A 16,098-nucleotide genomic window follows, 5' to 3' on the forward strand; every position below is an offset into this window, starting at 1 on the left:
TCGAGACCTAGACGGAATTAACCATGAGCAACGACGCTGAAACCACCGACGAAACGCCCAAGAAGAAAAAGGGCGGATTCCTGAAACTGCTGATCCTCAGCGTCGTGCTGCTTGGCGCAGGCGGCGGCGGAACCTACGCGGCTTTTGCCACCGGGATGATCGGCGGCGAGCATGCAGAGCCCAAGGATACCGGGCCCAAATTCGTCCTCAAGGGCGAAGAGGATCCCTACGAAGTCGTCGGCGAGAAGGAAGAAGGTGCCAAGGTCGTCCACGGCACGGGCGGCAGCAAGTATCGCACCGCCTATTACGAATTCCAGGACGAGTTCACTTCCAACCTCGCGGGCGGGATGAACCTGATCCAGGTCAGCCTGGCCGCGTCGACCATGAAGGACGGGCGCGTGCTGATGTGGCTGCACGATCACGAACTGTCGATCCGCTCGCGCATCCTTGTCGAACTGGCATCCACCGACGCGGGCGATCTCGAAACCGCCGAAGGCAAGGTGCAGCTGCAAAAGCGGCTGACCAAGGCCATCAACGACGAACTGATCGCGCACGAAGGCTTCGGCGGGGTCGACAACGTCTACTTCCGCTCGCTCATCATCCAATGATCGAAGGCCCCGCCCCGACCGGCGCAACCCGCGCCGCGCAGCACTGCGAAGAGCTGCTCTCGAACTCGCTCGAGACGCTCGACGTCGCGGGCGATTTCACGCGCTTCGGCACGCGCCTGGCGCGCGCTCTGCGATCCAGACTGGCGGCGCTGCTCGATGTGCGCAAGCTCGAGACGGAACTGGTCGGGTGCGAGGCATGCGACATCGACGCGCTGGCCGATACGCTGGGCGCAAACATGCACCACGCGCGCTTCGCGCTGCCCGGCAAGGGCATCGGCGTGATGGTGAGCGCCAAGGTCAGCGCGATGATCGGCGAATTCGACCGGATGCTCGGCGGCGACGGCGAGGGGGCGCCCGATGCCGCCGTGCTGCCCGCTTCTGCCAACCGTTTCGCCCGCCAGATCGAAGCCGAACTGCTCGCGGCCTGCGTAGAGGCAACGGGGCGCAGCGACCTTGCCGCCGCCGAACGCGGTAGCAAGCTGACCGAAATCATCCCGGCAAGTGCGCGGGCCAGAGCCCATATGGCGACCATCGCCGTGAACCGGCCCGGCCTGCCCAAACTGACGCTGACCTTCACCACGTGCGAGACGAGCTTCGTCCAGTTCGTCACCGATACTCCGGCAGGGCAGCCCGCCCGCCGCTGCATCGGCGATGAATCGATCCTCGTCTCCGCGCTCGGCCATGTCGAGTTCGCGACAACCGCGACGCTGGTCGACATGGCGATCCCGCTGTCGCGCATCGTCGCGTTGCAGGTGGGCACCGTCCTGCCGGTCCCGATTCACCGTACCGTGCCGCTGAGCATTGCCGACATCGCCATCGCCCACGGAGCCGTGGGCGCGCTCGACGACCGCGTCGCGCTTGAAATCCATCACACCGCGTTTGCGAAGGACAAGTAAGCCATGACCATGCCATTCGATGGCTACGGCCTGATCCAGGAAATCGACGTTCGCCTGACGGTCGAACTCGGCCGCAAGAACCTGCCCCTGCGCGAGATTCTGACGCTGGGGGAGAACAGCCTGGTCGAACTCGACCGGCTGACCGACGAGCCGCTCGACATCATGGTCAACGGCCGCCTGATCGCCCGCGGCGAAGTGGTTGCGCAAGGCAATCGCTTCGCGATCCGCATTCTCGAGCTGGTCGGCGCAGGCACGCCCACCGCCGCACCGGCATCCGCGCCGCAGGTAGCCGCGCAGCCGGGCCAGCAGCCGATGGAAGAACGCCGCGCACCGCCGCCGACGGTGGAGCAGCTCTGATGCTGATCTACATCCTCAAGCTGCTGATCCTTCTGCCGCTGATCGGGGGGATGATCTGGGGCAGCCTGAAGCTGGCCAAGCGCATGCAGGGCCAGTTCGGCGGACCGGCCGGCGGCGAAAAGGCCGTCCGCATCGTCGAAACCACCATGCTTTCGCCCACGCTGCGGCTCGCCGTGATCGAGTTTCACGGGCGTGAAATCCTCGTTTCGACCTCCAAGGGCGGGCTGACCCGCCTGGCCGAGGCACCCGCGCGGGCGCGGCCCGCGTCGGAGCAAACGGGATCGGACCTGACGGAGTTTGCCGCGTGATCGCACGCCTCGCCAGATGGGCCGCCGCATTCGGCGCGCTCGCCTACACCACCGCTGCTTCCGCCGCTGCCACCGCAGCCACCGCCGTGCCGACCGACAGCGCCGCTGCCGGCGCGCTCGACCGGGCGTTCGGTGAGCTTGGCGGAGCGGGCGGCGAACCGCTGAGCCTGTCGCTCCAGCTGCTCCTCGTCATGGGGCTGCTGACGATCCTGCCTGCCCTGCTGCTGATGATGACCAGCTTCACGCGCATCATCGTGGTGCTGGCGATCCTGCGGCAGGCGCTCGGCCTGCAGCAATCGCCGCCCAATCAGGTGCTGATCGGGATTTCCCTGTTCCTGTCGCTGTTCATCATGGCGCCCACGCTCGACCGCGTGAACACCGCCGCGCTCGAACCCTATTCTGGCGGGCAGATCAACGCCGAAGTCGCGATCGAACGCGCCGGGGGCGAATTCCACAAGTTCATGATCAAGCAGACGCGCGAAACCGATCTGCAGATGTTCGCCAACATCGCCGACGCGCCCAAGTTCAAGAGCCCGCAGGACGTGCCTTTCTCGATCCTGCTGCCCGCCTTCGTGACCAGCGAACTGAAGACCGCGTTCCAGATCGGCTTCATGCTGTTCCTGCCCTTCCTCGTCATCGACCTCGTCGTCTCGTCCGTGCTGATGAGCCTCGGGATGATGATGATGAGCCCGATGCTCGTCTCGCTGCCCTTCAAGCTGCTGCTGTTCGTCCTTGTCGACGGATGGGCACTGCTGATGGGGTCCCTCGCCTCCAGCTTCATGTGACCCGACCGATGGATGAAATGTCTCTCCTGCTTTCGATGGTGGACCGGATGCTGTGGACCACCGCGCTGGTGGCCGCGCCGATCCTGCTCGCCGCGCTGGGGCTCGGCCTTGTGATCGGTCTGATCCAGGCGGCGACCTCGGTGAACGAACAGACGTTGACCTTCGTGCCCAAGCTGGCGGCGGTGGCCTTCGTGCTGGTCATCCTCGGCGCATCGATGATGGCTCTGGTGACCGATTTCACGCAGGAAATCTTCGTCGAGATCGCCCGGATCGGGCACTAGGACGGGCCGATGATCGCGCTCGACCTGGGGATCGGGGGGCTAGAGGGTGACCTGTGGCGCGTCGTCTTCCTGATGACGCGCATCGGCGCCGCGCTGCTGGCCGCGCCTTTCTTCGGGGCGTCCAATATCCCGGTCATGGTCCGCGTGTCGTTCACCGGCGCGATGGCGATCTTCGTCTCCATCTGGCTACCCGAAATCGTGACGCCCCCCGCCCTGCTCACGCTCGACGGGATGCTCGCGCTCGCGGGCGAGGCGCTGGTCGGGCTGATGCTCGGCTTCGTACTTCAGATCGCCTTCGCCGCGCCGACCATCGCCGCCGAAGTGATCGGTGGCAGCATGGGGATGAGCATGGCGCAGACGAGCGATCCGGGCACCGGCGGCACCACGACTGCCTTCGGCCAGTATTTCATCATCGTGCTGACGCTGATCTTCCTTGCCACCGGCGCGCATCTGCAATGGATCGCGCTGGTCACCGAAAGCTATCATGCCTTCCCGCCCGGCCAGACATGGGTCGCACCCGAACGGTTCGAGGCGATTGCCGGTTTCGGCGGAACGCTGTTCGAAACCGCGCTGCGGATCGCGCTGCCGGTCACGGTAATCCTGCTGCTGGTGCAGATCGTCACCGGCATTCTCAGCCGCTCCGCACCGTCGCTCAACCTCTTCGCGCTCGGCCTGCCTGCGGGCGTGCTGGCGGGCATTGCCGCGCTGATCATCGCCGCCCCGCTGATCTATGACCAGTTCGGCGATCTGGTCGAGGTCGCGCTCGGCCAGACCGAAAGCGTGATGACGCCATGAGCGAGACGGCGGGCGAAAAGACATATGCGCCATCAGAAAAGCGCCTGCGCGACGCCGCCAACAAGGGCGACGTGCTGCGCTCCAAAGATCTGGGCACGGCGGTGGTGATGCTGGTCGGCGCGGCCTGGCTGGCGTTCGGCGGACCGTGGCTGGTCGCCGATATTTCCAGCCTGCTGCGCGAGGCCTTTCAGTTCGATTCACGCGAGATCGTCGATTTCCGCCCGGATCGCCTGATGATGGAGGGGCTAACCGTGGCCCTACCCCCGATCTTCGCGCTGGCAGTGCCGGTCATCCTCGTCACGCTCGCCAGCCAGCTTGCCTTCGGCAAGGGGCGGTTCGTGGTCAAGAACCTCGAATTCAAGCACACCCGGATCAATCCCGCCTCGGGCCTCAAGCGGATGTTCGGGCCGAACGGCCTGATCGAGATGGGCAAGGGCCTGCTCAAGGTCGGGCTGCTCGGCTCGATTGCCGCGGTCTGGTGGTACACATCCTATGAGGGATTGCTGGGGCTGGGGCGCGGCAACCTGTCGCAGCAGCTGACGACCGCATGGGGCGCGATCATTTCCCTGTTCGTCGCGCTGTGTGGTGGGCTGGTGGTGATCGCCGCGGTCGACCTGCCGATCCAGTGGGTCCGCCGCAACAAGAAGCTCAAGATGAGCTTCCAGGAAGTGAAGGACGAGAACAAGGAGAGCGAAGGTTCGCCCGAAGCGAAGTCCGCGCGCCGCCAGCGCCAGCGCGACATCGCCGCCGGTTCGGTCTCGGGCGCGATGCGCGAGGCGCAGTTCGTCATCACCAACCCGACGCACTTCGCCGTCGCGCTCACCTACGATCCCGAAAAGGCCTCCGCGCCGATCGTGCTGGCCAAGGGGCGCGGAGACAAGGCGCTGGCCATGAAGGAACTGGCGCGCGAATTCGGCCTGCCGACGCTCGAATATCCGCAGCTCGCCCGTTCGGTCTATTTCACCAGCCGCGAACGGCAGATGATCTGCGAAGACCTGTATGGCGCCATCGCCGCCGTGCTCGCCTATGTCCTGTCGCTCAAGCGCGGCGAACTGCCGCCGCTGCCCGCGATCGAGGTTCCGGTCGCGCTGCGTTTCGACGCCGACGGTCGCCTGTAAAATCGAATTCACCCATTAATTCCGGCGCCCTCGCGCCGTTCTAACCTGCAATGGAAACGAGCAGCACCCGAGCATCTTCAATCGCGAGCACGCTGGGAGCGGGCAGCGGCGTCGACATGGTCGCGCTGGCCGAGGATCTGGCGAAGGCGCAGTTCGAATCGCGCCAGCAACGCCTCGAAAGCAAGTCCGAGGTGCTCGATCGGCAGATTTCGCTCGCCTCGACGCTGCGCGGCCTGCTCTCCTCCTTTGCCAGCGCGCTCGGCGACCGGGTCCGCACCGGCGACCTTTCCGCCCAGCCGACGATTGCCAATTCGGCAATCGCCAAGGTCTCGGCACCGATCGGCACGTCGGGCAAGGGAACATACTCGCTGGAGGTCACGCAGCTCGCCAAGGGGCAGACGCTGGCCGGCCCCGCCTACGCCGCATCCACCGATACGGTCGGCGCGGGGCAGCTGACGATCCGATTCGGCGCGACCTCCAATGCAGCGTTCACCGAAGATGCCTCGAAAGGCACGGTCACGATCGACGTTGCCGCAGGTGCGACGCTGGCCGACGTCGCCAAGGCGATCAATGCCAAGAACTCGGGCGTGACCGCGTATATTTCGCAGACGACCGCCGGCGCGCAGCTGGTGATGAAGGGGCCGGAGGGCCTCAGTAGCGGGTTCGTCGTCGAAGCGAGCGAGGATGCCGCGAATCCCGGCCTCGCCAACCTTGCCTGGGCCCCGGGCGACGACGCCTCCCGCCTGCTGGCGACATCGCAGGATGCGCAGTACAAGCTCGACGGGCTTTCCCGCAGCAGCGCGAGCAACAAAATCGCCAATGCCGCGCCGGGTCTCGCGCTCGAACTGACCGGGACCAACGCAGGCTCTGCGACCGTCATCGGCTTCGGCAATCCCAAGGCTGCCGTGACCACCGCGATGACCGATATCGTCGGCGCGCTGAACGAGATCGCCGCCGAGCTCAATGCGGCAACCGATCCGATGTCCGGCGACCTTTCCCGCGATTACGGCGCGCGCGCGCTGCGCAACGAATTCTCCGCGCTGGGCAGCAAGATCATCATGCCCAATGCGCCAGCCGGCACGCCGCGCACGCTCTCCGATCTGGGCGTGGCGATTCAGCGCGACGGCACCTTCAAGCTCGACAGTGCGCGGCTGGAAAAGGCGCTGACCGATCACCCGGAAGAGGTCGCGGCGATGTTCACGCCCGGGCTCAACGGCATTTTCGCGACGATCGACAAGATCGCACGCAACAACGCGATATCTTCCGACCCCGGCTCGCTCGCCGGATCGGTCGCCCGCTATACTTCGCAATCCGAACAGCTGACAGAAGATCTCGCGAAGCTGGCCGAAAAGCAGGAGGCACTGCGCGCATCGATGGTCGCGCGTTTCTCCGCCTCGGATTCGCGGATCGCCGCATCGCAGTCGACGCTCGACTTCCTCAAATCGCAGATCGACGCCTGGAACGCGCAGCGGAACTGATCGTGCTCGCATCCTCAGAACCCCGCGCCGCCTACCAGCAGAGCAACTTCGACGCCCGCGTCCGGGGCGGCACCGCGCAGGATATCGTGGTCTACTGCCTCGACGAGCTTGCGCTCACGCTGGGGATGCTCCGCCAGGCCGACATGCGCGGCAACCCGGCAGGGCGCAGCGCAGCGATCACGCGGGGCATTGCGATCCTCACCGCGCTGGAAATGGGCATCGACCGCGAGAACCCGCTGGCGGGCAGCCTGCTGCATTTCTACGAGGGATCGCGCCGGCTCCTGCTCGGCTCGGTCAGCGTGACGCAGGTCGACGCGATCGAGGCGCTGCGCGCCGACGTGATCGACATCCGCGACGCGCTCCAGGCGGCAACCGGCGCCGCGGGCTAGGCTTCGGCCCCGGCCCTTCCCGATTACAGCCACTTGGGCACAAGCGGCGCAAGCGATTGGCTTTGCTCCGCCTGCCGGGATAGAGATCGCACCTGCATCGAAGGGAAGCGGGGTCGCGATGAACGCCTTTTTCGTGATCGATTCACAGGCCGATCGGCGGGCCGAGGTCTGCCGCGTCCTGCTGGCAGGCGATGGCCACGCCGAACCGTTCGACACGATCGAGGAATTTCTCGCCTTCAACCGCTCGCAAGGGCTGGCGCTGGTCCATAACGAAGCCGGGGCGGCAACCCGCCTGTGCGAAATGCTGGGCGACGATCCCAGACTGGTGCCGGTGATCGGATACGAGGAAGCCCCCGCGCTCGGCCGGGTGGTCGCCGCGATGCAGGCGGGCGCGTCCAGCTATCTCGAATGGCCGTTCACGCTCAAGACCTTCGTGGCCGAGATCGAGCGGATCGAGCCGTTGCTGGGGCAGGGCCTCGAACGCAAGCGTCGTACCGCAAGGGCACGCTCGCTGCTCGCCGGGCTGACCGCGCGCGAACGCGAGGTGCTGGTCAGTCTGACCAGCCTCGGCACCAACAAGGCGATTGCCAAGCATCTGGATATCAGCCCGCGCACGGTCGAGAAATATCGCGCGGCGATCCTCATCCGGCTGGGGGTGGAGAACACCGCGCAGGCCATCCGGATTGCGGCCGAAGGCGGCGCCTTCGACGATGCGTCGGGAGCCGCCGGCACCGACGGGGCCACGTACCCGATTGCCGATGACGATCTTATCGGCTGACCGGCGCGCTTACAGCCAGTCCTGATCGAACCTCAGCGGGCCGTCGCCATAGAGGTAGTCCGGTTCGAATTGCGCGTATTTGCGCAAGGCATCCCAGTCCGACGTGTAGAGATCGCCGCGCCGGATTTCGCCCAGCCCCAGCTCGCGCAGCTTGCCGACCGCGCGGTTGGCATGGATCGCGCTGACGCCGCACATGTCGGCGAGGTCGATCTGGGTGAAGGGCGTGCGAAGCGAACGCGCATTCGCCTGCCCGATCAACTCGAACCGGCGGTGCAGTTCGCAATAGATATGCGCGATCCTGCGCGGCGCATCGAGCTGTTCGAGCATCTGGATCCACTTGCGGTGGATCGCCGCGTCGAGCAGCGTCGCAAACCACAGCGCACGCGCCACCCGCGGCCGCTCTTCCAGCGCCTCGCGCAGTTTTTCATGCGGCGCGACCCCGTAGACGACCGGCCCGGCGGCAACGACGTTATGATCGAGCCGCTTGAGCGCGAAGCCATGCAGGTCGACGAAATCGCCGGGCACGTGCAGCCCCACGATGAAGCGCTGATTGCCGCTCTCGATCGTCCGGAACATGTAGCCGGAAATCAGAATAGTGCTGGTGTCGGCGATCGCACCGCGAGAAAGCAGGACCTGGCCCGTTTCCGCCTCGCGCCGCTCGACGACAAGCGATTCGATATACTCGAGGTCGTCATGACCGAGCTTGTCTCGAAGTCGTCCAGCGAGAAAATCACCGGTGTTCGGAAACTCCATCGCCCCCCGTCTTTCCACCCGTTGCGTTGTCTGGTTCGCGATAGCCAGCACTCGCGCGAACCGTCTACTGATGCATGTTAGCTTCGGTGCATTAGCTTACCAAACCTGCTTAAAAGCCTCCGCATCGACCGTAACCGACCGGGCTAAAACACGCATCAGACTGCAAAAATCTCCGGTTCGAGTGCCAGTTGCCCCTCTCCGTACAGATAGTCTGCCGCAAAATCCGCGTAGGCTTCCAACGCCTGGCGATCGTTCGACACCACCTGTCCGCGGCGAAACTCGGCCAGCCCCTTCTCGCGCAGCTCGCGCAAGGCCCGGTTGGCATGGACCGCGGTCGATCCGCTCATGTCGGCAAGATCGGCCTGCGTCAGCGGCGTTTCGAACCCGTCGCGCCGCGCAAGGCCGACCATTTCCAGTCGCCGCCACATCTCGGCGAAGATGTGCGCGATCCGGCGCGGCGTGGTCAGCTGTTCCAGCTTCATGATCCATTGCCGGTGCATGGCCGCATCGAGCAGTGTGGACGACCACAGCAACCGGGCGAGATGCGGCTTCTCCTTCAGCACCTCGCGCAGCTTTTCGTGTGGAACATAGGCGATCTTCGCCGGGCCGACCGTATCGACATTATGGTCGAGCCGCTTGAGGGCGAAGCAGTGCAGATCGACGAAGTCGCCCGGCACGTGCAGGCTGAGCGCAGAACGTTTCTCGCCCTCTCCGCTACGCTTTTCGAGGCCGCGGATGATGAATCCCTCGATCAGCAAGGTGCTGCGATTGCAGCTGGTCCCTGCTTCCACGATCCGTGAGCTTGATCCGTAATGCGCCACCTCTTCGGGCAGATTCTCGATAATCCTCCGCTCGTCGAGGGTGAGCGTCTGGCGCAAGCGCCCGAAAAGGAAGCGCCCCGTCAGCGGAAACTCGCGCAATTCCTCCTCGAGTGTCATGCTTCCCTCCGGCCGCTTGCTCTATCGCGGCTCGCATTGCAGACGCGTCTACCCGCTCGATATCGGATCGTCGACCCTCGCAAACCGGACGCGTAGCTGGCAACCCAAGGTAATCCAGCAACGCGAGATGGTTGCCTGGATTTCACAAAGCTTGAATAGCGCGTGCGTCGGGTCCACCTCGCAAGGCTTATATGGATATGCTCACAAAGAACCCGCCCGCCGATCACGCCCCGCTCGCCAATGCCGAGCCGCTCGATCGAACCGCGATTCGCCGCGCCTTCCGCCAGGAAGAGGCGGAATGCATCGCGGAGCGCCTCCGCGAGACGGAGGTCTATACGCGGCAGCACTCCGCGATTCACGAGAGGGCGGTGTCGCTGATCAAGGATGCGCGCAAGCGCGACGTCAGCGGAATCGATGCCTTCCTGCACCAGTACGGGCTCAATACAGAGGAAGGCATTGCGCTGATGTGCCTTGCCGAAGCGCTGCTGCGGGTGCCCGATTCGCGCACCGCCGACGCGCTGATCCGCGACAAGATCGGCGATATCGAATGGGCCGAGCATCTCGGCGAATCGAAATCCACTTTCGTCAACGCGGCGACCTTCTCCCTGATGCTGACCGGCGAAGTGCTGGAGAGGCCGCAGCTGAGCCAGCGCGGCATGAACCGCACGCTGCGCGGGGCGATGAACCGGCTGGGCGAGCCGGTGATCCGTCAGGCAACCTTGCAGGCCATGCGCATTCTGGGCGGACAGTTCGTATTCGGCCGCACGATGAACGAAGCGCTCAAGCGCGCGGGACCGGAACGGGCCAAGGGCCTGACCCACAGTTTCGACATGCTCGGCGAAGCGGCGATGACCTTCGCCGATGCCGAACGTTACCGTAAGGCCTATGTCTCCGCGATCGAGCGTCTGGAGAAGGAAAGCGACGGCACGATTTCGGGCAGTCCCGGCATCTCGGTCAAGCTGACCGCGCTCTATCCCAAGTACGACATCTTTCACGCGGACAAGGCGATTGCCGCGCTGCTGCCGATCGTCACCGAACTGGCCGAAAAGGCGCGCGACGCGAACATTCACTTCACCGTCGATGCGGAAGAGGCCGACCGGCTCGAACTTTCGCTCGACATCGTCGAGCTGCTGGCCGCCAACGATGCGCTGTTCATCCGGCCCGACGGCTCGCGCTGGGAAGGCTTCGGCATGGCCGTGCAGGCTTATCAGAAGCGCGGCGTTCCGCTGTGCCGCTGGCTGATCGACCTGGCCGAAAAGCATGACCGCAAATTCATGATCCGGCTCGTCAAGGGCGCCTACTGGGATACCGAGATCAAGGTGACGCAGGTCGCCGGGCTGGACGACTTCCCCGTCTTCACCCGCAAGGTTGCGACCGACGTTTCCTTCATGGCCTGCGCCGACGTGCTGCTGTCCGCGCCCGAGCGGATCTATGGCGCGTTCGCCACGCACAACGCCTACACCATCGCCGCAATCAAGCAGCGGGCGCAAGCCGGAACCGAGTTCGAATTCCAGCGGCTGCACGGCATGGGCGAAGAACTGTACGCCGCGCTCGCCAAGTCGGAGGGCAACGCCAGGACGCCGGTGCGCATCTATGCACCCGTGGGCGGGCACAAGGATCTGCTCGCCTATCTGGTGCGCCGCCTGCTCGAGAACGGAGCCAACAGCTCGTTCGTCAACCGGATGGCCGATTCCAGCCAGACGGCCGAAGATCTGGCAGCCGATCCGGTGGCCGAACTCGCCGCGCTCGAACCCAAGCGCAATCCGGCGATCACGCTGCCCAAGGACCTGTTCCCCGGCCGCAAAAACAGCGCCGGGATCGACCTGGCCGACCCGCTGGTGCGCGAGCCCTTGCTCAAGCGGCTGGAGGAGCTGCGCGGTCGCCAGTGGGAAGCCTCGCCGACCTTCAAGGCCGAAGTACCGGGCGAGATCGCGCCGATCACCGCTCCGTTCGACCACGGCATGCGGATCGGCACCCGCCGCGATGCGAGCGCCGAGGAAGTCGAAGATGCGATCACCCGCGCCGAAGCGATCCAGCCGGGCTGGAATGCATTGGGCGGCGAGAAGCGCGCCCTGCTGCTCGAAGCGGCGGCGGATGCCTTCGAAGCGCACACCGACGAAATCCTCTCGCTGTGCCAATTGGAAGCGGGCAAGACGCTGGTCGATGCGGTGCTCGAAATCCGCGAGGCGGTCGATTTCCTGCGCTATTACGCGGTCGAGGCACGCCGCCTGTTCAGCGAACCGATCCAGCTGCCCGGCCCCACGGGCGAGCACAACTATCTGAAGCTGGCCGGGCGCGGCGTGTTCGCCACGATCAGCCCGTGGAACTTCCCGCTGGCGATCTTCACCGGACCCGCCGCCGCCGCGCTCGCGGCAGGCAACACCGTGATCGCCAAGCCCGCCGAGCAGACTCCGCTGATCGCCGCGCTCGCGGTGAAGCTGTGCCACGAGGCCGGCATTCCCGAAGAAGTCTTCCAGCTGCTGCCCGGCGGCGGCGAGGTCGGCCAGCTCATCACCAACGATCCGCGCATCGCGGGCGTGTCCTTCACCGGAAGCACCGCCACCGCGCAGGCGATCAACCGCGGTCTCGCCGCGCGCGAGGGCCCGATCGCCACGCTGATCGCGGAGACCGGCGGCCAGAACGCGATGATCATCGATTCGACCGCACTGCCCGAACAGGTGACGCGCGATGTCGTTGCCAGTGCGTTCCAGAGCGCCGGGCAGCGCTGCTCCGCGCAGCGCGTGCTGTACATCCAGGAAGACGTCTACGACGAGATGCTGACGATGATCCGGGGCGCGTTCGAAGCGCTCGACGTCGGCGACCCGACCAGGTTCTCGACCGATGTCGGCCCCGTGATCGACCACGACGCGCAGGCCGCGCTGGAACGCCACATCGCCCGGTCCGAGACGATCGGCCGCACGATCTGGCGGGCCGAGGACGATCCGTCGTTCGCGCGCGGCAGCTTCGTGCTGCCCACGATCATCGAGATCGAGGGGATCGGTCACTTGCAGCGCGAGAATTTCGGGCCCGTCCTGCACGTCGCCCGGTTCAAGGGCAAAGACCTCGAAAAGGTGGTCGACGATATCAACGCGGTCGGCTTCGGCCTCACCTGCGGGCTCCACAGCCGCGTGGAAGAAACGCGCCGGCTGGTCGAATCGAAGATCAAGGTCGGCAATTTCTACGTCAACCGCAACCAGATCGGCGCGGTGGTCGAAAGCCAGCCGTTCGGCGGCGAAGGCCTGTCGGGCACCGGCCCCAAGGCGGGCGGCCCGCACTACGTCGCGCGCTTCGCAACCGAACGCGTGGTGACGGTGGACACGACGGCCGCCGGCGGGAACGCCAGCCTGCTCGCCAGCATGTGATCGCGTTTGGCGGATAATCGGTTCGCGGAGGCTTGCGTGCAGCCTCCGCGTTCCACATCACTGGCGCCATGGCCATTCTCTCCGACCGCTGGATTCGCGAACAGGCACAAAAGCACGGCATGATCGAGCCGTTCGAGGAGGCGCAGCGGCGCGACGGCTGCATCTCCTACGGGCTGAGCTCCTACGGCTACGACGCGCGCGTCGCGCCCGAGTTCAAGATCTTCACCAATGTCGACAGCGCGGTGGTCGACCCGAAGGATTTCGCGGCGAACAGCTTCGTCGACCGGGAGACCGACATCTGCGTCATCCCGCCCAACAGCTTCGCGCTGGCACGCACGGTCGAATATTTCCGCGTGCCCGAGGACGTGCTGGTCATCTGCCTTGGCAAGAGCACCTACGCGCGCTGCGGGATCATCGTGAACGTCACTCCGCTGGAGCCCGGCTGGGAAGGTCACGTGACGCTGGAGTTTTCCAACACCACGCCCCTGCCCGCTAAGATCTACGCCAATGAAGGCGCGTGCCAGTTCCTGTTCCTGCAAGGCAACGAACGCTGCGAGACGAGCTACAAGGACCGCGCGGGCAAATATATGGGCCAGCGCGGGGTCACGCTGCCGCGGCTTTAGAAGCAAGGCGGACAGGATCGCTGCCGACGGTGGAGATCCGCTACGCCAGGTCTCTTTCACGCCGGATCGGGAAAATCCGCATATAGGTGAGACAGCGCCACAACCACTCGAGCGGCCCGAACCGGTATCGGGCGAGCCAGGCCGGCGACCATACCAGCATGACCGCCCAGGTGGCGAGCATCACGCCATACAGCGCAGGCCGGGTCAGTTCGCCGTACAGACCCAGCGCCCAGCCATGGAAGACGAACAGCATCAGGATCGACGTGCCGAGATAGTTCGAGAAAGCCATCCGGCCCGTCGCGGATATCCGCCTGCCTAGCCAGCCGGTCGCACGCGGCCCCCACAGCGCCAGCAGCGCTGCCAGTCCGGCGACCATCGGGAGAGCCGCAAGTCTCGACGTGCCGTCGAACGACCAGAGCGTGGCCATGTAGCTCAACCCTTCGGCGTGAGCCCACAGCGCGATCGCGAGCGTCGCGGCGAGGCCGACGAGCACCCCGATCCACCCCCATACAGCCTGCCGGCGCAGATTGAGCCGCCCATCGAACAGGCCGAGCCGGTAAAGCGCCATGCCAATCAGCATCAGCGGGATCGTCTCGAGCGTGTTCTGGGTCCACGACAGTAACGGCTGCGACCAGTGTTCGGCGAGGTTGTAACTCACCCAATTGCCGTAGTCCCCCGCCCGGATCAGCGCGGTCTCCACCCGGCCGTCGGCAATGGCGGCATCGCGCATCTCGCCCGCCATATCCGCCATGCTGCGGGAGCCCTTCGCATACACCATGCCCCAGACCACGGTATCCTTCACCGCGCCAAGCAAATAGACCACGATGCCGACGATCAATTGCGTCTTCGGCTTCCATTTGACGAACAGCAACGCGATGATCCCGCAGACCGCGTACAGCGCCAGGATGTCGGTCTTGGCGGCGAACAAGTAATGCGCGTAGCCGAAGGCGAACAGCCAGAAGAGGCGCCGCACCTGCAGCCAGCGTCCCTGGCCACGCGCCCACGCCCGGTCGAGGAACAGGATCATCCCCGCGCCAAAGAGTAGCGTGAACAGACCGCGCATCTTGCCGTCGATCAGCGTCAACTGGGCAACCCATAGCCAGTCCGAAACGGGGCCATGTCCGGTCAGGAAGCCGCCGGGCCAGATGTAGGCGATCCGCGGCTGGCCGAAGGCGATTATGTTCGCGGCGAGGATGCCCATCACCGCGATCCCGCGCGTGAAATCAAGGCTCGCCAGCCGCTGCTGCCCTGTCGCAGAGATGGGTTCGAGACGCGGTTTTTCCTGTTTCTCTGTCATCGTACCATCTCTTCCTGTTGCACCCCTCGATCCGCCCCCGCGGGCCGACGAGCGAGATTTGCCTCAACCGGCCTATGCCACTGCGACGTCGTCACCTTCGTGCCACCGTCGCAGCACAGCGATCGACAGCAGCTCGACGCCGAGGGCGAATATTGGCAGCACGACGCAGGTGAGATCTGCGAAGGCGACGGCGGAAAAGAGCGCGAGCGTAATCGTACCCGCCGCGCCTGCGCGCAGGATTGCTGCCGCCCTGTCCCAATCGGCCTCCACCACGAACCAGGCGTGCAGGACGAGTCCCGCTGCCAGCATCAATAGCAGGGTAGCCAGCCCCGTGACGGCAAAGGCATTGCCCGCCCATGTGGCCGTCGGCAGGCCCGTCGGCGCCCTGGCGAAACTCGCGATGCCTTGCGCGTAAGGCGGCTCCACCCACGGGTAGCCAAGCCAAAGGCCTGTCAGGAGAATGGCCGCAGCGGGCAAAATCAGCCCAAGCGCGAAGGCATAGCGCCACAGCGCAAGCCTGCCCTCGTCGTGCGTCGGCAGTGCGCTCCACGCGGTCGCAAGGCAGCCGAACGCGAAGGACAGTCCGTCACCGGCCCGCGCCGCCACGGCGAACTCGGCGTGCATGGCCGCCGCCCAATCGCATCGATGCGAGCCCATTCCCGCCATCGCGAGCTTCATCACGGCGCGGGCGAACAAGACGGTCACGCCTTTGCGCTCCCCAAGCCGAACGCCCGCGGATCGGATTTGACTTCACGGGCTAGCGCCACGCCGTCAGCCGTAAGTCGATAGGCATGCCGCGGGGGCCGCCCGGGCGCACTGGGCTCGCACCATTCCGAGGAGAGCAGCCCCCGGTCGGTCATCCGCATCAACAGCGGGTAGAGAGAGCCGGACTTGAGCCCGGTCTGTTTCATGAGATCATAGCCGTGAATGCGCTCAGGAGCCTGCTCGTAAAGTGCGGCAAGAACAGCGAGCATCTGCGGGGACGGGCGTCGGGATCGAACCATAACTCCGACTATATACATATGTAGACTTATTGGTGCAATCCTGTTCGGCTTAGCGCGTCGAAAAGCCCGCAAGGCGCAGCCGAGCGGGCTTTCTCGGGCGATCCGGAGGAAGCGGCTGCCCGCTCTCGTGAGTGTCGACGCCCCGAGACCGCGATAGGCATTTTCCTACTTGGCCAAGGCCAGCGTTAGTGCGGCCATGCACCCCGCTTTCGGTTATAGCCTCCGACCTCCGCCATGATTTGCACCTATTCGTCCGCGGGCAGGTTTTCACCCCTGGACACTGTGTCAGGTGTGTCAGGGCGTGGGCGCCGGGCCCGCAAAGCGGCTT

General features: G+C 65.3%; 18 protein-coding genes. 13 read left to right on the plus strand and 5 right to left on the minus strand.

The window, feature by feature from the left end; all coding sequences use genetic code 11:
* Window positions 1-23: 23 nt before the first annotated feature.
* From AAG591_RS14170 to AAG591_RS14220, 11 genes are all read left to right on the plus strand, one after another.
* Window positions 24-608: a flagellar basal body-associated FliL family protein gene (locus tag AAG591_RS14170; protein ID WP_342532073.1), complete on the plus strand. Its 585-nt coding sequence runs from the start codon at window positions 24-26 to the stop codon at window positions 606-608.
* Window positions 605-1,504, plus strand: a complete 900-nt coding sequence (locus tag AAG591_RS14175) for a FliM/FliN family flagellar motor switch protein (protein ID WP_342532074.1) — start codon at window positions 605-607, stop codon at window positions 1,502-1,504. The genes AAG591_RS14170 and AAG591_RS14175 overlap by 4 nt, the downstream gene beginning before the upstream one ends.
* A gap of 3 nt (window positions 1,505-1,507) precedes the next feature.
* Window positions 1,508-1,861 (plus strand): flagellar motor switch protein FliN, encoded by a 354-nt coding sequence (gene fliN, locus AAG591_RS14180; protein WP_342532075.1) that lies wholly within the window; start codon window positions 1,508-1,510, stop codon window positions 1,859-1,861.
* Entirely contained in the window at window positions 1,861-2,169 is a 309-nt protein-coding gene (locus AAG591_RS14185; protein WP_342532076.1) for a flagellar biosynthetic protein FliO, read from the plus strand. The genes fliN and AAG591_RS14185 overlap by 1 nt, the downstream gene beginning before the upstream one ends.
* The gene (gene fliP, locus AAG591_RS14190; protein WP_342532077.1) at window positions 2,166-2,954 is read left to right on the plus strand and encodes a flagellar type III secretion system pore protein FliP; all 789 of its coding nucleotides are present in this window, start codon (window positions 2,166-2,168) and stop codon (window positions 2,952-2,954) included. Before AAG591_RS14185 ends, fliP begins: the two co-directional genes overlap by 4 nt.
* An 8-nt stretch (window positions 2,955-2,962) precedes the next feature.
* Window positions 2,963-3,235 carry a flagellar biosynthetic protein FliQ gene (locus AAG591_RS14195; protein WP_342532078.1) on the plus strand — a complete coding sequence of 91 codons (273 nt, stop codon included), beginning with the start codon at window positions 2,963-2,965 and terminating at the stop codon, window positions 3,233-3,235.
* 9 nt (window positions 3,236-3,244) lie between these two features.
* Window positions 3,245-4,030, plus strand: a complete 786-nt coding sequence (fliR, locus tag AAG591_RS14200) for a flagellar biosynthetic protein FliR (RefSeq protein WP_342532079.1) — start codon at window positions 3,245-3,247, stop codon at window positions 4,028-4,030.
* Window positions 4,027-5,148: an EscU/YscU/HrcU family type III secretion system export apparatus switch protein gene (locus AAG591_RS14205; RefSeq protein ID WP_342532081.1), complete on the plus strand. Its 1,122-nt coding sequence runs from the start codon at window positions 4,027-4,029 to the stop codon at window positions 5,146-5,148. Before fliR ends, AAG591_RS14205 begins: the two co-directional genes overlap by 4 nt.
* A 50-nt stretch (window positions 5,149-5,198) precedes the next feature.
* Window positions 5,199-6,626, plus strand: a complete 1,428-nt coding sequence (gene fliD, locus AAG591_RS14210; RefSeq protein WP_342532082.1) for a flagellar filament capping protein FliD — start codon at window positions 5,199-5,201, stop codon at window positions 6,624-6,626.
* A gap of 2 nt (window positions 6,627-6,628) precedes the next feature.
* Complete coding sequence (locus AAG591_RS14215; protein ID WP_342532083.1) at window positions 6,629-7,015, plus strand: flagellar protein FliS; 387 nt, start codon at window positions 6,629-6,631, stop codon at window positions 7,013-7,015.
* A 118-nt stretch (window positions 7,016-7,133) separates the two neighbouring features.
* Window positions 7,134-7,793: a response regulator transcription factor gene (locus AAG591_RS14220; RefSeq protein ID WP_342532084.1), complete on the plus strand. Its 660-nt coding sequence runs from the start codon at window positions 7,134-7,136 to the stop codon at window positions 7,791-7,793.
* Window positions 7,794-7,802: 9 nt separating this feature from the next.
* Here the strand turns inward: AAG591_RS14220 and AAG591_RS14225 are convergent, their stop codons facing one another.
* Together AAG591_RS14225 and AAG591_RS14230 are read right to left on the minus strand one after the other, a co-directional pair.
* Window positions 7,803-8,546, minus strand: a complete 744-nt coding sequence (locus AAG591_RS14225) for a Crp/Fnr family transcriptional regulator (RefSeq protein ID WP_342532085.1) — start codon at window positions 8,544-8,546, stop codon at window positions 7,803-7,805.
* Window positions 8,547-8,701: 155 nt separating this feature from the next.
* Window positions 8,702-9,484 (minus strand): Crp/Fnr family transcriptional regulator, encoded by a 783-nt coding sequence (locus tag AAG591_RS14230; RefSeq protein WP_342532087.1) that lies wholly within the window; start codon window positions 9,482-9,484, stop codon window positions 8,702-8,704.
* 191 nt (window positions 9,485-9,675) lie between these two features.
* Here AAG591_RS14230 and putA point away from each other — a divergent pair, with 191 nt between their 5' ends.
* Both putA and dcd read left to right on the plus strand, forming a co-directional pair.
* On the plus strand, window positions 9,676-12,846 hold the full coding sequence (putA, locus tag AAG591_RS14235; RefSeq protein ID WP_342532088.1) for a bifunctional proline dehydrogenase/L-glutamate gamma-semialdehyde dehydrogenase PutA: 3,171 nt from the start codon (window positions 9,676-9,678) through the stop codon (window positions 12,844-12,846).
* Between the two features lie 68 nt (window positions 12,847-12,914).
* On the plus strand, window positions 12,915-13,469 hold the full coding sequence (gene dcd, locus AAG591_RS14240) for a dCTP deaminase (RefSeq protein WP_342532089.1): 555 nt from the start codon (window positions 12,915-12,917) through the stop codon (window positions 13,467-13,469).
* A gap of 40 nt (window positions 13,470-13,509) precedes the next feature.
* On the opposite strand, the gene AAG591_RS14245 is transcribed toward dcd, so the two are convergent.
* The 3 genes from AAG591_RS14245 to AAG591_RS14255 all read right to left on the minus strand — a co-directional run bounded on the left by AAG591_RS14245 (window position 13,510) and on the right by AAG591_RS14255 (window position 15,788).
* Window positions 13,510-14,766 carry a DUF418 domain-containing protein gene (locus tag AAG591_RS14245; RefSeq protein WP_342532090.1) on the minus strand — a complete coding sequence of 419 codons (1,257 nt, stop codon included), beginning with the start codon at window positions 14,764-14,766 and terminating at the stop codon, window positions 13,510-13,512.
* Window positions 14,767-14,838: 72 nt separating this feature from the next.
* Complete coding sequence (locus AAG591_RS14250) at window positions 14,839-15,471, minus strand: hypothetical protein (RefSeq protein WP_342532091.1); 633 nt, start codon at window positions 15,469-15,471, stop codon at window positions 14,839-14,841.
* A complete protein-coding gene (locus tag AAG591_RS14255; RefSeq protein ID WP_342532093.1) occupies window positions 15,468-15,788 on the minus strand; it encodes a PadR family transcriptional regulator in 321 nt (106 codons plus the stop codon). The genes AAG591_RS14250 and AAG591_RS14255 overlap by 4 nt, the downstream gene beginning before the upstream one ends.
* Window positions 15,789-16,098 lie beyond the last annotated feature (310 nt).

The sequence above is a fragment of the Citromicrobium bathyomarinum genome (assembly GCF_038594485.1).
Taxonomy (GTDB): domain Bacteria; phylum Pseudomonadota; class Alphaproteobacteria; order Sphingomonadales; family Sphingomonadaceae; genus Alteriqipengyuania; species Alteriqipengyuania bathyomarina_A.

What these genes read in the sequence shown, in the direction of transcription:
- AAG591_RS14245 (WP_342532090.1), bottom strand. Translation starts at nt 14,766, where the DNA reads ATGACAGAGAAACAGGAAAAACCGCGTCTCGAACCCATCTCTGCGACA.
- AAG591_RS14170 (WP_342532073.1), top strand. Translation starts at nt 24, where the DNA reads ATGAGCAACGACGCTGAAACCACCGACGAAACGCCCAAGAAGAAAAAG.
- AAG591_RS14220 (WP_342532084.1), top strand. Translation starts at nt 7,134, where the DNA reads ATGAACGCCTTTTTCGTGATCGATTCACAGGCCGATCGGCGGGCCGAG.
- AAG591_RS14225 (WP_342532085.1), bottom strand. Translation starts at nt 8,546, where the DNA reads ATGGAGTTTCCGAACACCGGTGATTTTCTCGCTGGACGACTTCGAGAC.
- AAG591_RS14175 (WP_342532074.1), top strand. Translation starts at nt 605, where the DNA reads ATGATCGAAGGCCCCGCCCCGACCGGCGCAACCCGCGCCGCGCAGCAC.
- fliR (WP_342532079.1), top strand. Translation starts at nt 3,245, where the DNA reads ATGATCGCGCTCGACCTGGGGATCGGGGGGCTAGAGGGTGACCTGTGG.
- dcd (WP_342532089.1), top strand. Translation starts at nt 12,915, where the DNA reads ATGGCCATTCTCTCCGACCGCTGGATTCGCGAACAGGCACAAAAGCAC.
- AAG591_RS14230 (WP_342532087.1), bottom strand. Translation starts at nt 9,484, where the DNA reads ATGACACTCGAGGAGGAATTGCGCGAGTTTCCGCTGACGGGGCGCTTC.
- AAG591_RS14185 (WP_342532076.1), top strand. Translation starts at nt 1,861, where the DNA reads ATGCTGATCTACATCCTCAAGCTGCTGATCCTTCTGCCGCTGATCGGG.
- fliD (WP_342532082.1), top strand. Translation starts at nt 5,199, where the DNA reads ATGGAAACGAGCAGCACCCGAGCATCTTCAATCGCGAGCACGCTGGGA.
- putA (WP_342532088.1), top strand. Translation starts at nt 9,676, where the DNA reads ATGGATATGCTCACAAAGAACCCGCCCGCCGATCACGCCCCGCTCGCC.
- AAG591_RS14195 (WP_342532078.1), top strand. Translation starts at nt 2,963, where the DNA reads ATGGATGAAATGTCTCTCCTGCTTTCGATGGTGGACCGGATGCTGTGG.
- fliN (WP_342532075.1), top strand. Translation starts at nt 1,508, where the DNA reads ATGACCATGCCATTCGATGGCTACGGCCTGATCCAGGAAATCGACGTT.
- AAG591_RS14255 (WP_342532093.1), bottom strand. Translation starts at nt 15,788, where the DNA reads ATGTATATAGTCGGAGTTATGGTTCGATCCCGACGCCCGTCCCCGCAG.
- AAG591_RS14205 (WP_342532081.1), top strand. Translation starts at nt 4,027, where the DNA reads ATGAGCGAGACGGCGGGCGAAAAGACATATGCGCCATCAGAAAAGCGC.